Source organism: Mumia sp. ZJ1417, assembly GCF_014127285.1.
In the GTDB taxonomy this organism is placed as follows: Bacteria; Actinomycetota; Actinomycetes; order Propionibacteriales; family Nocardioidaceae; genus Mumia.
Map to the genome: position 1 here is coordinate 699034 of NZ_CP059901.1, position 19578 is coordinate 718611.

The 19578-nt window shown below is 70.5% G+C and carries 23 protein-coding genes; 12 read left to right on the top strand and 11 right to left on the bottom strand.

Annotation, left to right across the window (positions count from 1 at the left end; all coding sequences use genetic code 11):
• Positions 1-9: 9 nt before the first annotated feature.
• The 3 genes from H4N58_RS03295 to icmF form a co-directional block, all read right to left on the bottom strand.
• Complete coding sequence (locus H4N58_RS03295; RefSeq protein ID WP_167249818.1) at positions 10-750, bottom strand: helical backbone metal receptor; 741 nt, start codon at positions 748-750, stop codon at positions 10-12.
• A gap of 16 nt (positions 751-766) precedes the next feature.
• Positions 767-1276, bottom strand: coding sequence for a hypothetical protein (locus H4N58_RS03300; RefSeq protein WP_167249028.1), 510 nt, complete (start codon positions 1274-1276; stop codon positions 767-769).
• A 95-nt stretch (positions 1277-1371) separates the two neighbouring features.
• On the bottom strand, positions 1372-4494 hold the full coding sequence (gene icmF, locus H4N58_RS03305; protein WP_167249026.1) for a fused isobutyryl-CoA mutase/GTPase IcmF: 3123 nt from the start codon (positions 4492-4494) through the stop codon (positions 1372-1374).
• 57 nt (positions 4495-4551) lie between these two features.
• On the opposite strand from icmF, the gene H4N58_RS03310 reads away from it, so the two are divergent.
• The 9 genes from H4N58_RS03310 (at position 4552) to H4N58_RS03350 (ending at position 10812) form a co-directional block, all read left to right on the top strand.
• Positions 4552-5094 (top strand): MarR family winged helix-turn-helix transcriptional regulator, encoded by a 543-nt coding sequence (locus H4N58_RS03310; protein WP_167001524.1) that lies wholly within the window; start codon positions 4552-4554, stop codon positions 5092-5094.
• A gap of 92 nt (positions 5095-5186) precedes the next feature.
• Positions 5187-5768, top strand: a complete 582-nt coding sequence (locus H4N58_RS03315) for a hypothetical protein (protein WP_167001525.1) — start codon at positions 5187-5189, stop codon at positions 5766-5768.
• Positions 5765-6523, top strand: coding sequence for an MBL fold metallo-hydrolase (locus tag H4N58_RS03320; RefSeq protein ID WP_167001526.1), 759 nt, complete (start codon positions 5765-5767; stop codon positions 6521-6523). Before H4N58_RS03315 ends, H4N58_RS03320 begins: the two co-directional genes overlap by 4 nt.
• A 120-nt stretch (positions 6524-6643) precedes the next feature.
• On the top strand, positions 6644-7468 hold the full coding sequence (locus H4N58_RS03325) for a sigma-70 family RNA polymerase sigma factor (RefSeq protein ID WP_167002340.1): 825 nt from the start codon (positions 6644-6646) through the stop codon (positions 7466-7468).
• 5 nt (positions 7469-7473) lie between these two features.
• Positions 7474-8487 carry a DNA topoisomerase IB gene (locus H4N58_RS03330; protein ID WP_167001527.1) on the top strand — a complete coding sequence of 338 codons (1014 nt, stop codon included), beginning with the start codon at positions 7474-7476 and terminating at the stop codon, positions 8485-8487.
• Positions 8488-8522: 35 nt separating this feature from the next.
• Complete coding sequence (locus H4N58_RS03335) at positions 8523-8717, top strand: hypothetical protein (RefSeq protein WP_167249025.1); 195 nt, start codon at positions 8523-8525, stop codon at positions 8715-8717.
• Position 8718: 1 nt separating this feature from the next.
• Positions 8719-8991, top strand: a complete 273-nt coding sequence (locus H4N58_RS03340; RefSeq protein WP_167001529.1) for a DUF4235 domain-containing protein — start codon at positions 8719-8721, stop codon at positions 8989-8991.
• A gap of 85 nt (positions 8992-9076) precedes the next feature.
• On the top strand, positions 9077-9997 hold the full coding sequence (locus H4N58_RS03345) for a glycosyltransferase (protein WP_167249024.1): 921 nt from the start codon (positions 9077-9079) through the stop codon (positions 9995-9997).
• 125 nt (positions 9998-10122) lie between these two features.
• Complete coding sequence (locus tag H4N58_RS03350) at positions 10123-10812, top strand: GAF and ANTAR domain-containing protein (RefSeq protein WP_167001531.1); 690 nt, start codon at positions 10123-10125, stop codon at positions 10810-10812.
• Here the strand turns inward: H4N58_RS03350 and H4N58_RS03355 are convergent, their stop codons facing one another.
• The 7 genes from H4N58_RS03355 to H4N58_RS03385 are packed head-to-tail and all read right to left on the bottom strand — an operon-like array spanning position 10813 to position 16096.
• Positions 10813-11283 carry a DUF6328 family protein gene (locus tag H4N58_RS03355; protein ID WP_167001532.1) on the bottom strand — a complete coding sequence of 157 codons (471 nt, stop codon included), beginning with the start codon at positions 11281-11283 and terminating at the stop codon, positions 10813-10815.
• 45 nt (positions 11284-11328) lie between these two features.
• Positions 11329-12507, bottom strand: coding sequence for an alcohol dehydrogenase catalytic domain-containing protein (locus H4N58_RS03360; protein ID WP_167249023.1), 1179 nt, complete (start codon positions 12505-12507; stop codon positions 11329-11331).
• Positions 12504-12758, bottom strand: a complete 255-nt coding sequence (locus H4N58_RS03365) for a CDGSH iron-sulfur domain-containing protein (RefSeq protein WP_167001534.1) — start codon at positions 12756-12758, stop codon at positions 12504-12506. Before H4N58_RS03365 ends, H4N58_RS03360 begins: the two co-directional genes overlap by 4 nt.
• Positions 12755-13792 (bottom strand): iron-containing redox enzyme family protein, encoded by a 1038-nt coding sequence (locus tag H4N58_RS03370; RefSeq protein WP_167001535.1) that lies wholly within the window; start codon positions 13790-13792, stop codon positions 12755-12757. Before H4N58_RS03370 ends, H4N58_RS03365 begins: the two co-directional genes overlap by 4 nt.
• A gap of 59 nt (positions 13793-13851) precedes the next feature.
• A complete protein-coding gene (locus H4N58_RS03375; RefSeq protein ID WP_243842875.1) occupies positions 13852-15018 on the bottom strand; it encodes an AI-2E family transporter in 1167 nt (388 codons plus the stop codon).
• Between the two features lie 31 nt (positions 15019-15049).
• Positions 15050-15724, bottom strand: coding sequence for a uracil-DNA glycosylase (locus tag H4N58_RS03380; protein ID WP_208322823.1), 675 nt, complete (start codon positions 15722-15724; stop codon positions 15050-15052).
• 54 nt (positions 15725-15778) lie between these two features.
• Complete coding sequence (locus tag H4N58_RS03385; RefSeq protein WP_167001536.1) at positions 15779-16096, bottom strand: YidH family protein; 318 nt, start codon at positions 16094-16096, stop codon at positions 15779-15781.
• Between the two features lie 95 nt (positions 16097-16191).
• Here H4N58_RS03385 and H4N58_RS03390 point away from each other — a divergent pair, with 95 nt between their 5' ends.
• The 3 genes from H4N58_RS03390 (at position 16192) to H4N58_RS03400 (ending at position 18960) form a co-directional block, all read left to right on the top strand.
• Entirely contained in the window at positions 16192-16698 is a 507-nt protein-coding gene (locus H4N58_RS03390) for a SigE family RNA polymerase sigma factor (RefSeq protein WP_167001537.1), read from the top strand.
• Complete coding sequence (locus tag H4N58_RS03395) at positions 16695-17636, top strand: hypothetical protein (protein ID WP_167001538.1); 942 nt, start codon at positions 16695-16697, stop codon at positions 17634-17636. The genes H4N58_RS03390 and H4N58_RS03395 overlap by 4 nt, the downstream gene beginning before the upstream one ends.
• A gap of 115 nt (positions 17637-17751) precedes the next feature.
• Positions 17752-18960 carry an MFS transporter gene (locus tag H4N58_RS03400; protein ID WP_167001539.1) on the top strand — a complete coding sequence of 403 codons (1209 nt, stop codon included), beginning with the start codon at positions 17752-17754 and terminating at the stop codon, positions 18958-18960.
• A 7-nt stretch (positions 18961-18967) separates the two neighbouring features.
• Here the strand turns inward: H4N58_RS03400 and H4N58_RS03405 are convergent, their stop codons facing one another.
• Positions 18968-19558, bottom strand: coding sequence for a GNAT family N-acetyltransferase (locus tag H4N58_RS03405; RefSeq protein ID WP_182397138.1), 591 nt, complete (start codon positions 19556-19558; stop codon positions 18968-18970).
• Between the last annotated feature and the right edge of the window lie 20 nt (positions 19559-19578).

A 19578-nucleotide genomic window follows, 5' to 3' on the forward strand; every position in this document is an offset into this window, starting at 1 on the left:
CGGCGGGGATCAGCGGCCGAGCAGTGCGCGTGCCTCGAGCAGCGAGGGTCCGTACCAGGTGAGAAGCCGCCCGGAGACCAGTGCCGTGCGCACCTTCGTGAACGACTCGGGACCGTCCTCGGCCGTGAACACGTACGGCTCGTCCGGGAGCAGGACCAGGTCGAGGTCGGCGCGGTCGAGGTCGGCGAGAGCGACGTGCGGGTAGCGGTCGTCGGCATCGGCGTACGCGTGCTCCCACCCGACCCGCGACACGAGGTCGCCGGTGAAGGTGTCGCGCCCCACGACCATCCACGGGTCGCGCCAGATCGCGACCGCGACCCGGCCTCGTACGGACTGCGCAGGCTCGGCCCACAGGCGCTCGGCCTCTGCGAGCCACCCGGGGACGTCGCGTCCGAGTGCCTCGGAGAAGAGCCGGCGCATCGAGGCGAACGCGCCGTCGACGGTCTCGATCCGGGTCACCCAGACCGGGAGACCGACCTCGCGGAGCCGTCGGACGTCGAGCTCGCGGTTCTCCTCCTGGTTGGCGACGACGAGATCGGGCGCGAGGTCGAGGATCGCCCGTATGTCGGGATTCTTGGTCCCGCGTACGCGAGCGACGTCGAGATCGGCCGGGTGCGTGCACCAGTCGGTCGCACCCACGAGCAGACCTGCGTCAACCGACGCGATCGCCTCCGTGAGCGACGGCACCAGCGACACCACCCGGCGGACCGGCCGGGTGGCGACGACCGAGACTCCGAGGTCGTCGCACACGCCGGCGACCGGTGTCTCAGTCTTGACGTCGGCCACTGTCGGGGTCGCGGTGACGCGGGTCGTCCTCGACGTCGGTAGGGGATACGTCGTCGCGGCGCACGTCGTCGCGGCGCACGTCGTCGCGGCGCACATCGTCGCGGCGCACATCCTCGCGGCGCACGTCGTCGGTACGGTCGCCGGCGGGGCGCCCCTCAGGGTCAAGACGGTCGGCCTTCGCGAGCTGCTCGTCGACCTCGGAGCGGGTGCGCTGCGCGTGCTCCTGGTGCTCGCGCGCCTCACGCTCGCGCTGCTCGGCCGCCACCCGCGCCTCCTCTGCATCTGCACGGGCACGCGCCGCCTCAGCCTCGCGCTGACTGGCCTCCAGGCGCGTCTCCTGGGCCTGCTCGCGGAGCGCGTTCGCCTCCTCGCGCCGGCGAGCGACCTTGCGCTCCCGGTCCTTGCGCGTGGCAGCGATGATCGCGAGCGCGATCACCACCACGACGACGACGGCGATGATGACCCACACCCACCACGGGATGTCGTTCATGTCGAGACTCCTCGCATGCGTGGCCGCTCGGGGGTGCGGCCATTCGTACCAGGGGCAGTACCCACTTCGCTCGGGCCCATGCGAGCAGGTCACGCTCAGACGTTGCGCCTGTACTGGCCCCCGACCTCGAAGAACGCTTCGGTCACCTGCTCCAACGAGCACACCCGCGCGGCGTCCATCAGCACCGCGAACGCGTTGTCGTCAGAGGCGGCCGCGGCCTTCAGCCGAGCCAGCGCCGCCCGCGCCTCCTCCCGGTGCGCCTCCTGGAACGCGTGGACCCGGGCGAGCTGGGACCTCTTCTCGTCCTCGGTCGCGCGCGCCAGCTCGACAGGCCCGTGCTCCTCCTCGGCCCGCGGGTTTCGGAAGGTGTTGACACCGATGATCGGGAGCCTCCCGTCGTGCTTGAGGTGCTCGTACAGCATCGACTCATCCTGGATCCTGCCGCGCTGGTAGCCCGTCTCCATCGCCCCGAGGACGCCCCCGCGCTCGGTGATCTTGTCGAACTCGGCGAGCACGGCCGCCTCGACGAGGTCAGTCAGCTCGTCGATGAGGTACGACCCCTGCTGCGGGTTCTCGTTCTTGGCGAGGCCCCACTCCTTGTTGATGATCATCTGGATCGCCAGCGCACGGCGTACGGACTCCTCGGTCGGGGTCGTCACGGCCTCGTCGTACGCGTTGGTGTGCAGGCTGTTGGCGTTGTCGTAGATCGCGATCAGCGCCTGGAGCGTCGTGCGGATGTCGTTGAAGCTCATCTCCTGCGCGTGCAGCGAGCGGCCGGAGGTCTGGACGTGATACTTCAGCTTCTGCGAGCGCGCGTTCGCGCCGTACCGCTCGCGCATGGCGACCGCCCAGATGCGGCGGGCGACACGGCCGATCACGGAGTACTCAGGGTCCATGCCGTTGGAGAAGAAGAACGACAGGTTGGGGGCGAAGTCGTCGATGTCCATGCCGCGCGCGAGGTAGGACTCGACGTACGTGAAGCCGTTGGCGAGCGTGAACGCGAGCTGGCTCAGCGGGTTGGCCCCGGCCTCGGCGATGTGGTAGCCGGAGATCGACACCGAGTAGAAGTTGCGCACCTCGTTCTGGATGAACCACTCCTGCACGTCGGCCATCATCCGCAGGCTGAACTCGGTCGAGAACAGGCAGGTGTTCTGGCCCTGGTCCTCTTTGAGGATGTCGGCCTGCACCGTCCCGCGGACCGTGCGCAGTGCCTCCTCGGGAGAGACCCCGCGCTCGCGCGCCTGGTCGATCACGGTGTTGAGGAAGAACGCGAGCACGGTCGGCGCCGGGCCGTTGATCGTCATCGAGACACTGGTCGTCGGCGCGAGCAGGTCGAACCCGTCGTACAGCGCCTTCATGTCGTCCAGGGTCGCGACCGAGACGCCGGAGGTGCCGACCTTGCCGTAGATGTCGGGGCGCTCGTCGGGGTCGCGACCGTACAGCGTGACCGAGTCGAACGCCGTCGACAGCCGCGTGGCCTCACCGTCGGCGGAGAGCAGCTTGAAGCGCCGGTTCGTACGGAAGGGGTCGCCCTCCCCGGCGAACATCCGTGCGGGGTCCTCGCCCTCGCGCTTGAACGGGAAGACACCGGCGGTGTACGGGAAGTGACCGGGGAGGTTCTCGCGACGCCAGTAGCGCACGAGGTCGCCGTGGTCGGTCGTACGGGGGAGCGCGACGCGGGGGACCGAGATGCCCGACAGCGACTCGCGGGTGTGCTCGGCGTACGACGCGACGACCTCGGGCCACCCGAGGATCCGCTCCCGGACGTCATCCGGGACGTGGCCCTGGACCCTCGCAGCGTATGACGCCACGGTGTCGTCGTCGGGGAGGGCGTGGGCGACGTCGGCGGCGGACTGCGCCTGCCGGGCGGCGCCGGCGATCTGCTCGGTCGCGGCGTGGTAGTCGCGGACCGTGTCGGCGATCTCGGACAGGTAGCGCACGCGCGCGGCCGGCACGACCTGCGCGAACCGCGTCGAGTGCCGCACGTCCACACGGGCCAGCGCGCCGTCTTCGAGCGCGAGACCGTGCTTGCCCAGCAGCCGCGCCAGCTCCTGGTAGAGCGCGGTGACGCCGTCGTCGTTGAACGTCGCCGCCGACGTGCCGAACACGGGCATGTCCTCGGGCCGGGCGCCGAACGCCTCGCGGTTGCGGACCAGCTGTCGGCCGACGTCGCGCAACGCGTCGGCGGCTCCGCGGCGCTCGAACTTGTTGATCGCGACGACGTCGGCGAGATCGAGCATGTCGATCTTCTCCAGCTGCGAGGCGGCACCGAACTCGGGCGTCATCACGTAGAGCGACGCGTCGACGTACGGGACGACCGCGGCGTCGCCCTGGCCGATGCCGGGGGTCTCGAGCACGACGAGGTCGTAGCCGGCTGCCTTCACGACGGCGAGGACGTCGCTCAGCGTCTCGGGAAGCTCGTGGGCGCCACGGGTCGCGAGCGAGCGGAAGAACGTGTGGACGCCGTCGAGGGCGTTCATGCGGATCCGGTCGCCGAGCAGCGCTCCGCCGCCGCGACGGCGCGTCGGGTCGACCGCGAGGACGGCGATGCGCAGCTTGTCCTGCTGGTCGGTGCGCAGGCGTCGTACGAGCTCGTCGGTCAGCGACGACTTGCCCGAGCCGCCGGTGCCGGTGATGCCGAGGACGGGGGCGGGCGACACGTCGGCCGCCGCGCGCACGGCCTCGCCGAGCGCGCCGTCGAGGCGGCCCTGCTCGGCGCCGGTGATCGCGCGGGCGAGCGCGACCCGGTCACCGGCGAGCACGGCGTCGGCGTCAGGCTGGTGCAGTGCCCACAGGTCGGCGCGGCAGGCCTCGACGACCTCGGAGATCATCCCTGGCAGGCCGAGGCGTTGACCGTCCTCGGGCGAGTAGATGAGCACGCCGCTCTCGCGCAGCCGGGCGATCTCGGCGGGCACGATCACGCCGCCGCCGCCGCCGAAGACCTTCACGTGCCCGGCGCCGCGCTCGGCGAGCAGTTGGACGAGGTACTCGAAGTACTCGACGTGACCGCCCTGGTACGAGGACACGGCGACACCATGCGCGTCCTCCTCGATCGCCGCGTCGACGACCTCCGAGACGGAGCGGTTGTGCCCGAGGTGGATCACCTCGCACCCCTGCGACTGCAGGATCCTCCGCATGATGTTGATGGAGGCGTCGTGGCCGTCGAAGAGGCTCGAGGCAGTGACGACGCGTACGCGGAGTGCATCCTCTGAATCCATAGGATCTAAAATAGTCGGACGTCCAAGTATTGTCGAGAGTCGGTTAGGGTGAGCGCCATGCCAGCCCAGGCAACAACTCAGCCTCGCCTGCCGTTCGACCCCATCGAGCGTGCCGGGGCGTTGTGGACCGAGCACTTCGGCGACGCGACCGCGATGCGGTTGGCGACCTCGATCATGCGGGTCCAGCAGCTCCTCCTCGCCGAGCTCGACGCGGCGTTGAAGCCGTACGACATCACCTTCGCCCGCTACGAGGCGCTCGTGCTGCTCACGTTCAGCCGTGAGGGCTATCTCCCGCTCAGCAAGATCGGCGAGCGCCTGATGGTCCACCCGACCTCCGTCACCAACGCGATCGACCGCCTCGAGGCACAGGGGCTGGTCCGCCGTGAGCCCGATCCCGACGACCGGCGACGCACCCGCGCGCGAATCACCGACGAGGGTCGCGCCCTCGTCGGTGAGGCGACCAAGGCGCTCACGTCTATCGAGTTCGCGATCACCGGACTGTCGCCTGCGGAGCAGGACCAGGCCTTCGACCTGCTGCGACGTCTCCGCGCCTCCGCGGGCGACTTTCCCGAGCGTCCAGAACCCTCGACATCAAGTTGACGGTCGGCCTCGCGAGCCACTAGGTTCTCGGCGTCCACGGGTGGTCGGCGCGGCCCGCCCGGAGTGGATTCTCAGGGGGACGGAGGCGGTCGGTGGGTCCCGTGCGAACCAACGCACCTCTCACGCTCCTCGAGATCCTGGCGTTCGCCGGCGCCGTGGTCGGACCCGCATGGGGGCTGGCCGTTCTCATCTCCTCGCTCTACGTCGCGGGCACGTCGTTCGTGGTGCTGCTGGTCCCGCTGGCTTTCCACCCGGCGCCGCTCCTGGTGGGGGTCGTGTCCCTCTCGGGCGTGGCGTTGCTCGTCACCCGCGTGCAGGGTCGGTGGACCCGGGCCGAGATCGCGCTCGTGAGCTGCGGGGTCGTCGCGGTCGCCCTGTGGCTGGCCCCTGTCCTGCTGATGGGTGACGCCGCGGCGGGGACGGTGATCGGGCTGGTGCTCGTCGTCCTCGCGGTCGCGTTCGGCCCGCTGCCGGTGTGCTTCTGGTCAGCGATGCGCACGGCGGGTTCCATGCGTGTCTGCGCCACCGACCCGGCGTCGCCGTCGTGGCTGCGCGAGGGCTGGGCGTGGTGCCTCGCGCGATACGAGGCGGTGCGTTCGCGCAAGGAGCCCACGCCGGACGCCGCAGACGTGCCAGTGTCGAGGACGAAGGCACAACGAACGGAGCAGGGATGACGACGCCGTACACCATGACGCGTGTCGGGGACGCCTACCTCGTTTCGACAGCGCACGTGAACTGGGTGCTCGTCGAGGACGGGCACGATCTGACGCTCATCGACGGCGGCTACCCGGCGAACGTTGCCGACGTCGAACGCTCCGTCCGCGAGATCGGGCACCAGATGAGCGACGTGCGCGGCGCGCTCCTCACCCACGCCCACGTCGATCACCTCGGCGCGCTCGCGCGTCTCGCGCCGACCTACGACATCGACGTCTGGACGGGGCCGGTCGAGGTGCCGCACGCCCACCGCGACTACCTCCAGCAGCTCGGCCCCGCCCGCATCCCGCTGCTGCTGTGGCGTCACGGCGCCCTCGCCTGGCTCTCCGACATCATGCGGCTCGACGGGACCGACCGTGAAGGCATCCCGCAGGCACGTGCGTACCCCCAGACCGGCCTCGACCTGCCGGGTGCTCCCGTCCCCGTCCCGACGCCGGGGCACACCGACGGCCACACCGCGTTCCACCTGCCGGGGTCGGGCGTGCTCGTCAGCGGCGACGCGCTCATCACCGGTCACGCGGTCTCGAGCCTGCACGGCCCTCAGCTGATCCCGCGCGGCTTCTCGCACGACCGGCGCGCCACCGTGGACTCCCTCGAGGAGATCGCCGAGGTGGACGCCGGCACGCTGTTCCCCGGCCACGGCCCGGCGTGGTCGGGATCGATGCGTGAGGCCGCCGAGCGGGCGCGCGCGACGGCGAGCATCGCCCGCCCATAGGGCCTCCTAGGCCCTCCGGCGGTTCGACAGGCTCGTCCGCCGCGTGCTAGGAATGGGTAGTACGACTTCGAGTGGTCAAACAGTGTGCCACGACTCGCCATCGAACGATGGAGCGTGGCAATGTCTGGTTTCACGAGCACGAGCACAATCGCCGTCCGACCTCTCGATCCCACGCACGACCTCAGCCGGGCTGAGCGTCGTACCGTCACCGACGAGCTGTGCGAGGCTCTCGTCGACGCCGACGAGATGCAGCGCGCCGAGATCGTCGAGCGCCTGATCGAGGCCAACATGGGCGTGGCCAGGGCGGTCGCCGCCCACTACCGCCACCGTGGCGAAGCCGTCGAAGATCTCGAGCAGGTCGCCTACGTCGGGCTGGCGAAGGCCGCCCACGGGTTTGACCCCGAGCGCGGCTACGACTTCTTGACCTACGCCGTCCCGACCATCCGCGGCGAGGTCCGTCGGTGGTTCCGCGACAGCTGCTGGATGGTTCGCCCCTCGCGCCGTATCCAGGAGGCACGAGCGCAGATCTCGGCATGCACCGAGGAGCTGCTGCAGGAGCTGGGCGAGCCGCCGTCGCCCGAGATCCTCGCCGAGCGGCTCGGGCTCGATGTCACCGAGGTGCGCGAGGCGATGGCCGCCGACGGGTGTTACCAGCCCTCGTCGCTGGAGTCGCCTGGCACGGTCGGCGAGTCGACCCTCTCCGACGTCCTCGGCGAGTGCGACGATGCCTTTGACCGCACCGAGCAGCGGGTCGCGCTGGCGCCGCTCGTACGCAATCTGTGCCCGCGCGACCGTGAGGCCCTCGCACTGCGGTTCTTCAACGGGTGGACGCAGGAGCAGATCGCCGGGCGTCTGGGCGTGACCCAGATGCAGGTCTCGAGGATCCTCAGCCGCATCACGAGGCAGCTTCGCGAGGAGCTCGGCGACGGGGTCCTCGCGGCGTAGCGCACATGAGGTTCCGTACGGTCTCCCGCGAGGAGCCCGGGTGGACGCGCAAGCGGGCGGGTCGAGGCTTTCGTTACCTCGACGAGCACGGGAAGGTGCTGGAGGCCGACGACCGCGCCCGCTGCGTCGCGCTCGCGATCCCGCCCGCTTGGGAAGAGGTGTGGATCTGCCGCTGGCCGTCAGGCCACCTGCAGGCGACCGGCCGGGACGCGGCAGGTCGCGTCCAGTACCTCTACCACCCGCGCTGGCGCGCCCTCATGGAGGAGCGCAAGCACGAACGGGTTCTCGAGGTCGCCGCCGAGCTCCCGCGCGCGCGGCGGCGGGTGAGGGCGCACCTGCGTACGGAAGGGCTGTCGCGCGTACGGGCACTCGCGACGACCTTCCGGCTTCTCGACCGCGGGTTGTTCCGCGTCGGCAACGTCGAGTACGTCGACGAGGATGGTGGGTACGGTCTCGCCACGCTTCGGCGTGACCATGTGGTGCTGCACCGTGACCCGCCCTCGATGGAGTTCTCGTTCGACGGCAAGGGCGCCGTCTCCCAGCGCGTCGTGATCGAGGACCGGTTGGCGTACGAGGCCGTCGCCGCGATGCGCCGACGGCGTGGCGGCGAGTCGTTGCTCGCGTACCGCGAGGCCGGCGCGTGGCACGAGATCCGCAGCGCGGACGTCAACGACTACTTGCGCCATGTCGTCAGCGACGACATGACGGCCAAGGACTTCCGGACGTGGCACGCCACCGTGGACGCCTCGGTGGCGCTCGCGCGCGTCGTGGACGAGGCCTGCACGCCGCGCGCCCGCAGCCGCGCTGTGGCCGACGCGATGCGCGCGGTCGCTGCCGAGCTCGGGAACACCCCGGCCGTCGCACGCGCGTCGTACGTGAACCCGCGCGTCGTGGAGCTGTTCGACGACGGCGTCACGATCGCACCCGCCCTGCAGAGGATGGGTGCGCGCGCGGACCGGCCCGACGGGCGAGCCGCGGTCGAGCGCGCGGTGCTCACGCTGCTGTCCGACGACCGCTGACGCATGAACGTACGCCACCTGGGCACCCGTCGGCCATGACGAAGACGGTGATCGAGAAGGTACAGGCCGGTGGTGGGACCCCTGGCAGGACCGAGCCCACGCACGACGATCCCGTCACGGATCCCGACACCGACCCGCGTGTCCATCCCGAGACCCCTCAGCCGAACGAACCGGAGCCGGATGAGCCCGAGCACGATCGGCCCGAGCACGGCGACGAGAGGAAGAACTGACATGCCGAAGGCAGCCAAGCTCGCATACCGTCCCGTCGGACTCATCTCCGGCATGGCCGGTGGCCTGATCGCCGGGATGATCTTCAAGCGCGTGTGGAAGCGCGTCTCGGACGAGGACCAGACACCGAACCCGCTCGCGTCCGACTACGGCTGGCGAGAGCTGCTCGCGGCAGCCGCGATCCAGGGCATGATCTATGCGGTCATCAAGGCCGTCATCGACCGCGCCGGCGCGAAGGGGTTCGAGCGGTTCACCGGCGAGTGGCCGGGCGAGTGACCCTCACCGGCAGTCCTCCGCACGCGAGCACGGCGTCGGCCGGCCCCGTCCGAATGACAGCGCGTCACGTGGGCACCGACAGTGCATGACGACCCCCACGACGAGCTTTCCTTCATCGAAGTCCACCGAGCGCGTGACGACCGTCGTCATCACCCACGACGGCCGGGAACGCCTCGCACGGACCGTCCCGCAGCACGCCGCCCCGCTCATCGTCGTCGACAACGCCTCGACCGACGGATCCGCTGATCTCGTCCGTACGATCGCCCCGCACGCGCAGGTGATCGAGCTCGCCGACGATGTCGGTGCGGTCGCCCGCAACATCGGAGCGCAAGCGGCAGAGACGCCGTACGTCGCCTTCGCTGCCGACGACTCCTGGTGGGCGCCGTGCTCGCTCGACCTCGCGGCCGACGTCCTCGATACCCACCCTGAGATCGGGGTGATCGCGGCACGCGTGCTGGTCGGGGTGGACGCGCACCTCGACCCGTTCTGCGAGGCGGTGGGACGGTCGCCGTTGCCGCGCTTTCCCGACGTCCCCGGGACCAGCGTCCTCGACTTCAGGGCGGGTGCCGTGGTCGTCCGTAGGTCGGCTCTCCTCGACGTGGGCGGCTTCGATGCCGTGCTGGAGCTCGGCGGAGAGGAGGAGCGGGTGGCCCTCGACATGGCGGACAGCGGTCGCCGGCTCTGCTACCTGCACGACGTGGTGGCGCGCCACGACCCTGCATCCCGCGAGTGCGCCGGCGGTGCCTTGACGCGTCGGCTGGCGCGCAACGAGGTCCTGACCGCGGTGATGCGTCGTCCTGTGCGGGTGGCATTGCGGAGGGCATGGTGGCACGTGCGACAGGGGAGTGGGAGCGCCCTCGGCGTCCTCGACGCCGTACTCCGCCTGCCTCGGGCGATGGCGCGGCGCCGGACCGTCGGCTCCGACACCGAGACCCAGGCCCGCATCCTGGACCTCGTCTCCGAACGCGGACTGCCGGGACTCGAACACCGAGCAAGGCAGGCGTGAGCCAGCACACGGTTTAACGTCGGGCGTGCAGGAACTACCACTCCGTGGTATCCGCGCGCCCGAGGGGGGACTACGCTCGTCTCAGAAGAGGACAGCCCTCGACGCGCATCAGGAGGGCACAACCCGTGAACGACGAACGCCTCGAACAACACGAGCAGCTGCTGGAGATCGTCGAAGAGCTCCACACGGCGGACTCCCCGCAGGAGACGGCCGAGCAGGTCATCAAGTACTTGTGCGAGATCCTCGAGATGGACCATGCGGCCGTGACGATGATCCGTGGCCGTGGCAGGCTCGAGACGGTCGCGGCGACCGGAGACGTCGCCGTCAAGGCGGACGAGCTGCAGATCGAGCTCGGCGAGGGCCCGTGCCTGTCCGACTCCTGGGACCAGACCCTGCGCTCGGGTGACCTGGGCGAGGAGAAGCGGTGGCCGAGGTGGGCGAGCGCGGTCGCGGATCTCGGCCACACGAGTCTTCTCGGGGTGAGTCTCGCTCCCGACAACAAGCGGATCGGCGTGGTGTCCCTCTACTCCACGGAGCGCCGGTTCTTCGACGAGGACGACGCGGCGCTCGCGCACATGTTCGCCCGGCACGCCGCACTCGCGATCGCCAAGGCGGAGCACCAGGCGAACCTCGGCTATGCCCTCGACGCCCGCAAGCTGATCGGCCAGGCGCAGGGGATCCTCATGGAGCGGTTCGATCTGGACGACACGCGGGCCTTCGAGGTGCTTCGACGCTACTCGCAGCATCACAACCTCAAGCTACGGACCGTCGCCGAGATGCTCGTCTCTACCCGTACTCTGCCGCCGATCACCTAGTCACCGTGTGCGGCGATTGAGCTGCGGCAGCCCGATCCAGAGGCTTCCGAACAGCGCGAGGGTGATGACGAAGGCGATCCACGTCCCCGGCGGGCCGACGACGACGTCGAAGACGAGCCACATCACTCCAGAAACCGTCAGCGCCAGCGCCACGAGCCCGAGAATCGCGCACAGGTGCGCGGCCGTCACGAGCCAGGGCCGCTGCCCCTTGCGGAAGAGGGCGCGGTGCATCGCGACCGGGGCCACGAGCAGGGCGGTCGCGGCCACCGAGCCCGACAGCACGGCGAGATAGACACCTTCCTGTGCGTCGCTGAGCTCCTCGAAGCGGGAGGTGAACGGAAGCGTGAGCAAGAAGGCCGTCAGGATCTGGACACCGGTCTGTGCGACGCGCAGCTCCTGGAGCAGCTCGTTCCAGTTGCGGGTCAGCCGCGCGTCCCGCGATTCTTCGGGATGCAGCGCCGGGTCAGGCATGCGTCAACGGTACGGCGGGCAGTGGGCGCGGTCCCTCCGTTCGGCTCATGGCCGGAACAGGACCTTCTGCATGCCGTCGTCCTTGCGCTGGAACGTCGCGTACGCCTCGGGAGCCTCGTCCAAGGACAGGTGGTGGCTTGCGAAGCTTTCGACGCCGAGGGGGTCGCCCGAGTCCTCCACGAGCGGGAGGAGCTCCGGGATCCACCGGCGAACGTTCGCCTGTCCCATGTGCAGCCGCACCTGCTTGTCGAAGAGGTCGAGCATGGGGAGGGGATCGGCGGCACCGCCGTACACGCCGGACAGGCTGATCGTCCCTCCGCGCTGGACGATCTCGATCGCCGTCACGAGGGCGGAGAGGCGGTCCATGCCGACGTGGTCCATCAGCGGTCTCGCCAGCACGTCGGGCAGGAGCCCCACGACGGTCTGGGCGGCCTTGGTGACCGGCGAGCCGTGCGCCTCCATCCCGACGGCGTCGACGACGCTCTCGGGCCCACGACCAGCCGTCAGCTCGAGGATGCGCTCGGCCACTCCGCCGTCGGTCGCGTCGAGCACCTCGGCACCGTGCTGGGCGGCGCGGGCGAGTCGGTCGGGGACGAGATCGACACCGACCGTCCGGATCTGGCGATGCACGGCGAGGCGTGCCACCATCTGCCCGATCGGGCCGAGGCCGAGGACGACCAGCGTCCCTCCGTCGGGGACGGCGGCGTACTCCAGGCCCTGGTAGGCGGTGGGAAGCACGTCCGAGAGGTACACGTACCGGTCGTCAGGCGGTCCGTGCTCGACCCGTACGGCGGTGGTGTCCGCGAGCGGGACCCGGAGCAGCTCGGCCTGGCCCCCTGGCACCTGCCCGTAGAGGGAGCTGTAGCCGAACAGGGCGGCACCCTTGCCGGTCGCGCGCACCTGCGTCGTCTCGCACTGGCTCTGCAGCCCGCGCTCGCACATCCAGCAGGCCTCGCAGCTGATCTGGAAGGGGACGACCACGCGGTCGCCGACGGCGAGGCGGTCGACCGCGCTGCCGACCTCCTCGACGATCCCGATCGGTTCATGACCGAGCACGTCGCCCGGCGTCATGTACGGGGTGAGGACCTCGTACAGGTGCAGGTCCGACCCGCACAGGCCGGAGCTGGTGACGCGGATGACGGCGTCGGTCGGCTCGTGGATCTGGGGGTCGGGCACGGTCTCGACGCGGACGTCGCGACGGCCTTGCCAGGTCACTGCTCTCATGTCTCGTCCTTCCCGTTCTCGCGATCGGTCGAGGCGCGGCGGCGACGGCCGGCGAGTTTGTGTGTGCCGTCGCACCACGGGTCGCGGCCGGTACGACCACAACGACAGAGTGCGCTGACGGGGCGGGCGTTCGCCGCCGCGCCGTCGGGGACGACGACGTCCACAGGGGACGCCGTGCCGCGTACGAGGGCTGGCCCGTCGGGACAGAGGACGACCTCGACCGGCGCTTCACGGTCGGTACGGCGCGTCATGCGCCGGCTCCTGCCGGTACGGCCTCGTCGCGCGCCTCAGCGTCGCTCCACCTGCCGGTCAGCGCCTCCGACTGACGGGCGTCGAGGGTGAGGCAGGTGACGGCGCCGAACAGGACCTCCGCGGGGTCGACGTCGCCGGACGACACGAGCGTGCCGCAGATCTCCCGAGCGGCGAGCTGCTCGTGCACGGCATCGGCCTCGACGTGCTCGTCGTAGTAGTGCGCCGCCTCCTCGCCGAACCCGACGCGCCGGAGCCCGGCGGCGATCCGACGGCAGGGGATCGAGCTGGTCGCCTCGAAGGCGGCGAGGTGTCCCATCGCAGCACCACGCAGCCGGCGGTGCAGGCAGAACAGCGACATGGCGTTCGACCCGGCGAGGGTCGACGCGCCTGCGTCGTCGACGTAGGCGCCGTACGCGTCGTCCAGCCCGGAGGCGCGCAGGGTCGCGGCGAAGAGCTCGTGGTGGAGGCGCCCGACGCGGCCGCCGCCGTACTCGTCGTACTGCAGCTCGACGAGGTGCGCCTTCGCGGGGCCGCTCAGGCGCGGGATGACGAACGTGTGGGGGTCGGACTCCTTGAGGTGGTAGACGCTGCGCTCGCGCAGAAAGTCACGCACCTGCTCGGGCGTCGCTTCCCGGCGGATGAACCGGGAGAGGTCGGGCCCCTCGTCGAAGTCTTCGGTGAGCGTGAAGATCTGCTCCGCGACTCCGCCCTCGTACGCCTCGGCTCGGGTGAGCCAGTCCGCGGCGGCCTCGCGCAGCGCCCGCTCGAACGGCGCCTCGAGGACCGCGCGCAGGCCGGCCACCTCGGGCGCCCACTCCCACCGGTCGTCGACGTCGTCGAACCCACGGAAGCTCAGCTCGTACAGCATCCAGAGGCTGAGCTGATGGTCCGCGTCCGTCAGCGGCGAGGGATCCTCGTCCGTGACCTCGGACACCGCGGCGCTCGCCAGCCGGCCCGAGTCGCCGTCCTGATCTCGTCGCAGCAGGTGGATGAGCCGTTCGCTGAGGGGACCGCGGGCGGCGGGAAGGTGCATCGACAGCTCCTGGGCACGAGAAGGTCAGTCCTCGCGTGAGGTACCCGTTGGGCGCATCGTCACACCTTCTCCGGCGGCTGCTTTCCTGCGGTGGCGCCGTCCTCGTCCGGCTCGGGGACGGGTTGGCCGGGAGGAGCGACCCCGCCCTCCGGCGGCGCATCGCCGGCCGCGATGGCGATCTGCTCGTTGACGTAGCGGAAGACCGCCGCGACGGTCGCGACGACGGGCACCGCGAGGAACGCGCCGGTGATCCCGAACATCGAGCTGCCGGCCGTGATGGCGAGCAGCACGACGGCGGCCTGGATGTTCATCGCCTTGCCCTGCAGCCACGGCGACAGCACGTTGCCCTCGAGCTGCTGGACGGCGACGATCACGATGAGCATGATCACCGCGTCGCCGAAGTCGTTGGTGACGAGCGTGACCAGGACGGCCAGCGCTCCGGTGACGAAAGCACCGACGATCGGGATGAAGCCACCGAAGAAGACGATCACGGCCAGCGGGATCGCCAGCGGCACGTCGAGCACCACCAGGGCGATGCCGATGAAGACCGCGTCGACGAACGACACCAGGGCCTGCGTACGGATGAAGCCACCGAGCGTGTCCCATGCACGGCTGCTCGCCTCGCTGACGTGGACACCGGCGCTGCCGCCGAGGGTACGGCGAATCCACGGGAGGAACTTGTGCCCGTCCTTGACGAAGAAGAACGTCAGCATGAGCACGAGGACGGTGTTGATGAGGACGCCGGTGGCGGCTCCGATCGTCGAGATCGCGCCCGCGCTGATCGACGCGGCGCTGTTGCGGAGCCAGTCCTCGACGGCGTTCACTGCGTTTTCGAGCTGGGTGTCGGTGACGCCGAGCGGTCCGTCCTGGACCCAGTCCTGGAGGACCTGCAGTCCTCGTGCGGCCTCGGCCGCGATCTCGCCCGCCTGGCCAGTGATCTGCGGAGCCAGGACGGCGACCACGCCGGAGAGCGTCGCGAGGAACCCGACGACCGTGATGGTGGCCGCCAGCGCGGCCGGCACGCCGCGTGCGCGGAGCCATGCCGCCGGCGGACCGAGCAGCGTGGTCACCACGAGGGCGAGCATCACGGGGTAGCCGATCATCCAGAACTTGCCGATGATCCAGCCGAGGACGAACAGGCCGGCAGCGATGGCGATGAGCTGCCAGGACCAGCGCGCGAGCTTGCTGAAGCCACTGGCCAGGACGGCGGAGCGTTCTCGGGTCACGCGACCGAGGCTAGGGCATCGGTCAATGTTCTCAGGGGAGGCGCCAGTCGACAGGGGTGCTGCCCTGGGCGACGAGTGCCTCGTTGACACGCGTGAACGGACGGGAGCCGAAGAACCCCCGAGATGCCGACAGCGGGCTCGGATGAGGAGAGGCGATGACCGGGGTGTCGCCGAGCCACGGCTGCAAGGACTGGGCGTCACGGCCCCAGAGCAGGGCGACCAACGGCCGGTCGCGCGCGACGAGCGCCTTGATCGCCTGTTCGGTGACCGGCTCCCAGCCTTTGCCGCGATGGCTGGCGGGCTTGCCCGGCTGGACGGTGAGGACGCGGTTGAGCAGGAGGACGCCCTGCTTCGCCCACGGCGTGAGGTCGCCCGACGTCGGCTCGGTCACGCCGAGGTCGGTGCACATCTCGGCAAAGATGTTCCTCAGGCTCCGCGGGACGGGCCGGACGTGCGGGGCGACCGAGAAGGACAGGCCGACGGCATGGCCCGGGGTCGGGTAGGGGTCCTGGCCGACGACGAGCACCTTGACCGCGCCCAACGGCTCGGTGAACGCACGGAGCACGTGGCCGCCCTCGGGGAGGTAGGTCCGGCCGGCGGCGACCTCGGCGCGGAGGAAGTCGCCCATCGCCGTCACGTGGTCGGTGACGGGCGCGAGGGCCTCGGCCCAGTCGGGGGCGACGAGCTGGCTCAGCGGGGCAGGCACGCCCGTCAGCGTAGCGAGTCGCTCTCCGCGCACTCGCGAGTCACTCCTGCCGCGTCAGAAGAGGGAGAGGGCCAGCACCGCGATCCCGAACGCGGCGACACTGAGCGCGAGCAGGAAAGGGGCTCGTGTCGCGTGGAGCGGCTGGGTCTCCGCGATCTGCCGGTCGTTGTCGCGCCACCGGGAGTAGCCCAGGTACGCCAGCACGATGCCGCTCCCGAGGATGACGCCTCCGACGGCGCGGGTGCTGACCTTTCCGCCCAGGTTGTCACCGAACTGGATGATCGCCACGCCCGCGGCCATGAGCGCGAGAGCAGTGCGGATGTACGCGAGGTAGGTGCGCTCGTTGGCGAGGACGAGCTGGACGTTGCTCATGCGGTGAGTGTGGCACGGCGGGGCGCTCGATGTGACGCGCCACTCGAACGCGCGTGCAACACGAGGACCCCCACCTGCGTCCATGATGTGTGACCATGACCGACTCCGGGCAGCTGGCTGACGCCGACGCGTTCGTGCGCGAGCACGCCACGTGGCTGTCCCGTCTGGCCTACCTGCTCGTCGGGAGTCGCGAGGATGCCCTGGATCTCGCTCAGGAGACCTGCACCCGGGTGTGGAAGTCCTGGCCGAGCGTCTCCACCGCCGAGGATCCGAAGGCCTACGTCGCGACGATCATGGCCAACCTCCAGCGCAGCCGTTGGAGACGCAAGAAGCTGCGAGAGGTGCCGTACGAACCGGCGGTGCACGCCGATGCGCCCAGCGGCCTCGCCTACGAGGAGGTCGACGCGCTCCGGCAGGGGCTCGACGCCCTGTCCGACCGCCAGCGGCGCGCGATCGTGCTCCGCTTCTGGGTCGACCTCGACGATGCGGCGATCGCCGAGGCGCTCGGCTGTCGCCCCGCGACCGTACGCAGTCTCTTGTCGCGGGGCATCGCACGGCTGCGTGAGGACCTGACCGACCCGTTCGAGGAGAGCACGCCATGAATGACGACGAGATTCGGCGGCGTCTCGACGACCTCGCGGCGTACGCGCCCGAGGGCGACGAGCTCCGCGAACGGTGGGAGGCGGCTTCCCGCACGCGACACACGGGGGTGGTGTCGCGTCGGGTGGCGCCCGTCGCCGCGGTCCTTGCCGCGGCAGCGGTGCTGGTCGTCGCCGGGGTCGGGCTTTCCGGCCTCGGCGACGACGTGCCGCGTGACGCCCCGCAGGCCACCGCGCCTTCCGCGACCACCGAGGCGCCGTCAGACAGCGCCCGCGTGGCGGGTCGCGGTGACGACACGAGCGTGTCGCAGATCCTCGGCGCTCCCGGGGCCGCGCTGCGCGAAGTCGGTCGCGGACGGATCGTGGTGTCGGTGCCCGAGACATGGCGCTGGGAGACACCTCAGTGCGACGAGCCGGTCCACAGCGCCTATTTCTTCACGGTCGGCGTCTTCAAGGCGTGCGCGTCCCCGAGCTCGACCACCATCACGACCCTGCGCATCGACTCGCTCGCCGCGACCGGGCAGGTCGAGGGCGATCCGACGCTGACAGACAGCTCGCTCAACGGGGTCGCGTACGGGCAGGAACGCAGCATCGTCGACGGGGTGACGCGGGACGTGATCGTCGTGCCCTCGGAGGACGTACGCCTCATCGTGAAGGGATCGCCCGAGGCGGTCGACGCCGTGGTAAGGACGTTGCGGCTGCTGCCGGCTGACGAGGTGACCGTGCCTCAGCTGACGCTCGGCGTGAGCGGAGGCAAGAAGGGGTACGCCGCGCTGCCGAGCGTGCGCGAGATGGAGGCGCGTCTCGAGCGCGTCGGGCTCGGGGCGCAGATCCGGACGAGCGTCGGTACGAGGGGCTCCGGCAAGCTGCGGGTGACCCCGGCGCCGGGAGCTGTCGTCGATGTCGGGACCGTCGTGCGGGTGGAGCGCGTCGGAGGCTAGCGACGCGAAGGCGTCCGGCCGTTCCGCGACGCCGGATACACTGGACGGGCACAGGGTTCCTGGCGCGTTCTGGTGGAGGGTAGGCGCGCCAATGACGCCTACCCTGAGGACCTCTGTGTCACCCCTTGCCTCGTACCGCCGACTCTTCGCGATGGTCGGCCCTGCGTACGTCGTTGTCGCCTTTCTCGGGCGACTCCCGCTGGCCATGAGCCAGATGGGCACGCTCCTGCTCGTCTCGTCCACGACCGGTTCCTACACGACGGGCGGTCTGGCTGCCGGCGCGCTCGCGATCGCCAACGCGGTCGTCTCTCCCATCGCAGGTGCGATCGCCGACCGGACCGGACAGCGGCCCGTGGTCCTCGTCCAGTCCTTCGCCGGTGGCGCCGGACTCGCGGTGCTGGTCCTGCTCGCCCAGGCCGGTGCTGCTGACGGGTGGCTGATCGCCATCGCCGCGCTCACCGGTGCCGCGATGCCACAGGTCGGCCCGTTGGCCCGGGTGCGCTGGCGCCCGATCACGGGGCGGGCGGGACGTGAGTCGCCGCAGCTCGTCGACGCCGCCTTCTCGTACGAGGGTGCCGCGGACGAGGCCTCGTTCGTGCTCGGACCCGCCCTCGTCGGCGCGGTCGCCGTGCTCGTCGACCCGGCGGGGTCGCTGCTGGTCGCGGCCGCCCTGCTCGTGGTGTTCGGCGGATGGTTCGGGCTCCACCCGACGGCGACGCTCACCCGTCTCACCCACGTCGCGAACGCCGTCAAGGGACGCATCTTCACGAAGGCCTTCGCGTTCATCGTCGTCGCCCAGCTTCTCGTGGGTGTGCTGTTCGGGTCGGTGCAGACCGGCGCGACAGCGCTCGCCACCGCCGAGGGGACGCCGGGGCTCTCCGGACTCGTGCACGCGATGCTCGGTGTGGGCTCGGTGGTCGCCGGGCTGTCGATGGCGTGGGTGCCTGCACGGATCGGCTTCGAGCGACGCATCCTCGTCGCCGCAGCCGCGCTGGCGGTGCTGTCCTCGCCGCTGGTGCTCGTGCACAGCCTGCCCGCGCTCGTCGCTGTCGTGCTGGTGCTCGGCTTCGCTGTCGCCCCGTACATGATCAGCAACTTCACGCTCGGGGAGCGCATCGTGCCGCTGAGCCGGGTCGGTGCGGCGATGACCCTGCTGGCAGGCGCGACCGGGATCGGCTACGCCGTGGGGTCGACGACCGCGGGGCGGCTCGCCGACGCGGGCGGCTACGGGCCTGCGTTCGGTGTCACCGTCACGGCCGCGTGGCTGGCCCTGATCATGGCCCTCGTCGCGCAGCGCACCCTCAGCCGCGCCCCTCAGCGCTGACGGGCCCTCAGCGGGAGAGGGCGGTACGGAGACCGTCGCGGACCTGCGGCCACTCGTCGTCGGTGACGCTGTAGAGCACCGTCGTCCGGTACGACCCGTCCTTGCGCGGTTTGTGCTTGCGCAGCAGGCCCTCCTTCGTGGCGCCGAGCCGCTCGATCGCAGTCTGCGACTGCGTGTTGTGCTCGTCGGTCTCCCACGCGACGCGGACAGCGCCGAGGGTGCCGAAGGCGTGGGTGAGCAGCAGGAGCTTCGACTCCGTGTTCACACCGGTGCGCTGGAACCGCTCGCCCAGCCAGGTGCCGCCGATGATGAGTGAACGGCGCTCGGGGTTGATCTCGTAGAACGTGGTGATGCCGGCGACCTCGCCAGACTTCGTATCGACCTGCGCCCAGGCGTTGGTGTCCGGCATCGCGAGGTAGCGCCCCACGACGGCCTCGGCCTCGGTGAGGGTCGTCGGACGGTCGAATGACATCCACTGGAACACGGAGTCGTCCTCCGACGCTGCGAGCACGCCCTCCGCGTGGTGCGGGCGCAGCTGCGTGAGGGTGATGTGATCGCCGAACATGTCCTGGGCTTCGTACCACTGACTCGGTCGCATGCGCTCGACCCTAACGGGAC

What these genes read in the sequence shown, in the direction of transcription:
- H4N58_RS03300 (WP_167249028.1), bottom strand. Translation starts at nt 1,276, where the DNA reads ATGAACGACATCCCGTGGTGGGTGTGGGTCATCATCGCCGTCGTCGTC.
- icmF (WP_167249026.1), bottom strand. Translation starts at nt 4,494, where the DNA reads ATGGATTCAGAGGATGCACTCCGCGTACGCGTCGTCACTGCCTCGAGC.
- H4N58_RS03310 (WP_167001524.1), top strand. Translation starts at nt 4,552, where the DNA reads ATGCCAGCCCAGGCAACAACTCAGCCTCGCCTGCCGTTCGACCCCATC.
- H4N58_RS03320 (WP_167001526.1), top strand. Translation starts at nt 5,765, where the DNA reads ATGACGACGCCGTACACCATGACGCGTGTCGGGGACGCCTACCTCGTT.
- H4N58_RS03325 (WP_167002340.1), top strand. Translation starts at nt 6,644, where the DNA reads ATGTCTGGTTTCACGAGCACGAGCACAATCGCCGTCCGACCTCTCGAT.
- H4N58_RS03330 (WP_167001527.1), top strand. Translation starts at nt 7,474, where the DNA reads ATGAGGTTCCGTACGGTCTCCCGCGAGGAGCCCGGGTGGACGCGCAAG.
- H4N58_RS03335 (WP_167249025.1), top strand. Translation starts at nt 8,523, where the DNA reads ATGACGAAGACGGTGATCGAGAAGGTACAGGCCGGTGGTGGGACCCCT.
- H4N58_RS03340 (WP_167001529.1), top strand. Translation starts at nt 8,719, where the DNA reads ATGCCGAAGGCAGCCAAGCTCGCATACCGTCCCGTCGGACTCATCTCC.
- H4N58_RS03345 (WP_167249024.1), top strand. Translation starts at nt 9,077, where the DNA reads ATGACGACCCCCACGACGAGCTTTCCTTCATCGAAGTCCACCGAGCGC.
- H4N58_RS03355 (WP_167001532.1), bottom strand. Translation starts at nt 11,283, where the DNA reads ATGCCTGACCCGGCGCTGCATCCCGAAGAATCGCGGGACGCGCGGCTG.
- H4N58_RS03360 (WP_167249023.1), bottom strand. Translation starts at nt 12,507, where the DNA reads ATGAGAGCAGTGACCTGGCAAGGCCGTCGCGACGTCCGCGTCGAGACC.
- H4N58_RS03365 (WP_167001534.1), bottom strand. Translation starts at nt 12,758, where the DNA reads ATGACGCGCCGTACCGACCGTGAAGCGCCGGTCGAGGTCGTCCTCTGT.
- H4N58_RS03370 (WP_167001535.1), bottom strand. Translation starts at nt 13,792, where the DNA reads ATGCACCTTCCCGCCGCCCGCGGTCCCCTCAGCGAACGGCTCATCCAC.
- H4N58_RS03385 (WP_167001536.1), bottom strand. Translation starts at nt 16,096, where the DNA reads ATGAGCAACGTCCAGCTCGTCCTCGCCAACGAGCGCACCTACCTCGCG.
- H4N58_RS03390 (WP_167001537.1), top strand. Translation starts at nt 16,192, where the DNA reads ATGACCGACTCCGGGCAGCTGGCTGACGCCGACGCGTTCGTGCGCGAG.
- H4N58_RS03395 (WP_167001538.1), top strand. Translation starts at nt 16,695, where the DNA reads ATGAATGACGACGAGATTCGGCGGCGTCTCGACGACCTCGCGGCGTAC.
- H4N58_RS03405 (WP_182397138.1), bottom strand. Translation starts at nt 19,558, where the DNA reads ATGCGACCGAGTCAGTGGTACGAAGCCCAGGACATGTTCGGCGATCAC.